Source organism: Agrobacterium sp. CCNWLW155, assembly GCF_036888815.1.
GTDB classification, from domain to species: Bacteria; Pseudomonadota; Alphaproteobacteria; order Rhizobiales; family Rhizobiaceae; genus Agrobacterium; species Agrobacterium radiobacter.
The window spans coordinates 1-1,604 of the sequence record NZ_JBAKFW010000055.1 but is presented as its reverse complement, the minus strand read 5'-3'; the positions used below and the strand labels follow the sequence as shown (position 1 = coordinate 1,604).

Sequence of the window (1,604 nt, the reverse complement as noted above, 5' to 3'; positions counted from 1 at the left end):
CCGTGCACATGTGTCGTACACGAACGCATCACCATTGCCTTTTTGCCGGTGAACCGAACAGACGGCGTATAGTTTTTATCATGGCCGCAAAAATCCACGACCGGATAGGGAATAGGCACCACCGACGAGCCAACCGGTGTCAGGCATACATCAGGTGCCAAAGAGACGATACGCGCCTCATCGATGTCACGCAGTCCCTCACGCGGTGTCCCCGTCGTCCATGTGCCGGGATATTGGGGCTCTCCGATATAATTGTCGCGGGGGACGCTCATGCTGTCTCCCTCTCGGTTAAAGCCGCTTCGGTTTCGGGCGACTTCAGACGAACGCGCGTCAGGGTAAGTTTTGTTTCACCGGCATCGGGAAGAGGAAACCTGATGCGCCAGGTCAGAAGCACCCGTCCGTCATTGCGCCAGTCGAATTGCACACCATCAAGCTTCAGCACACGCCATTCATCGCGATCTTCGCGAGAGCAATGGACACCGAGGGTAAGGCCAGGCAACGAGCCTTTCGCGACCGGATGCTCAGAACTCAGGTTAACCAGCTCGTAGTTCTCGTCACCCTTGAGGTGAGGCGTCGCGATGAGATCAGGATGGGCCGCCTGCCAGAAGCGTGGATCAAAATCACGCGGCAAGAGGGGGTGCCTCTCCTCCCGCCAACCATCATCATAGGTTCCGGAATATTGCTGACGGAACTGCCACCAAGGCGAAACGAGCCCAAATCCCTGCGGTTCCGGCGTGCTCCGCCAATCGGAATGCTCACCGACGGCAGCGATCTGCGGAGCTGGAACAGGCCCGGCGTCGGCAGGCATCTCAAGATTGACGATGCCGCACCCAAGCGGGTTTCGGCGCTCCACGTCAATCGGTGTTTCCGTCCCCGCGTCACCTGTGCCAGGGATCGCGCCGCCATAAGCGTTGCGCCAGCATATGGCCACGCTTCTAGCCGGTTCAGGATCGCTCAGTTTCCAATCCGCTATGACACGTTTGGCTTCCCTGGCGGAAAAACCTGCCCATTTCTCCTTAACGACAGGCTGCCAGAAGCGTCTGCCGAAAACCTCGATTTGCTTGAAAATTCCGCCAACGCGGATGGAGGCACGCCAGGATTTCTCCGGCTCGCCGCTCGCAGACCACGCATTCCCGAGAAAGGTTATATCCGTCCCGGGCTTGTCCGGGGTAAGATCGCTTTGGCGCAGGAGGACGGTCTGGTGCGGATCGCCCTCATAGGCGTCCTCCCATTGAAAACTTTCCTGCTCGGCTGCGATATCCAGAGAACCGCCCTGGGCATGCATGAATGTTGCACGCACGGAGACGATACAATCGAGCCCTCCTTCGGCATCGAACTGACGGAAAGCCATGGCGGGAAACGGCAGGCGGTTCTGAAGTTCCAAGACCCGGCCTCCGTCAGTTCAGATCGATCGGCTTGCCGCGAAGCTGAAAATGATCCGTCGCCACGAAGTTGAAGGTCTTGCCAAGAATGATGACCTCGCCATTCGCCTTCATGATGAATTTGGAATCGCCGCATTCGATGACGAACTCTTCACCGACTGCAATCTTCTTGAACTTTCCGACGCTTTCCAGCGACGTCTGGCCGACATTCGTAACCTTGCT

General features: G+C 57.7%; 3 protein-coding genes. All 3 read right to left on the bottom strand.

The features are described 5' to 3' along the window. The coding region (locus tag V6S97_RS29080) for a PAAR-like domain-containing protein (RefSeq protein WP_334428446.1) at nt 1–272 on the bottom strand (272 nt) is incomplete at its 3' end. After that, nucleotides 269–1,351, bottom strand: a complete 1,083-nt coding sequence (locus V6S97_RS29075) for a DUF2169 family type VI secretion system accessory protein (protein ID WP_272874697.1) — start codon at nt 1,349–1,351, stop codon at nt 269–271. The genes V6S97_RS29080 and V6S97_RS29075, both read right to left, overlap by 4 nt. 46 nt (nt 1,352–1,397) lie before the next feature. Beyond that, nucleotides 1,398–1,604 (bottom strand): hypothetical protein (locus V6S97_RS29070; protein ID WP_334428445.1); only part of this gene is annotated, 207 nt, incomplete at its 5' end.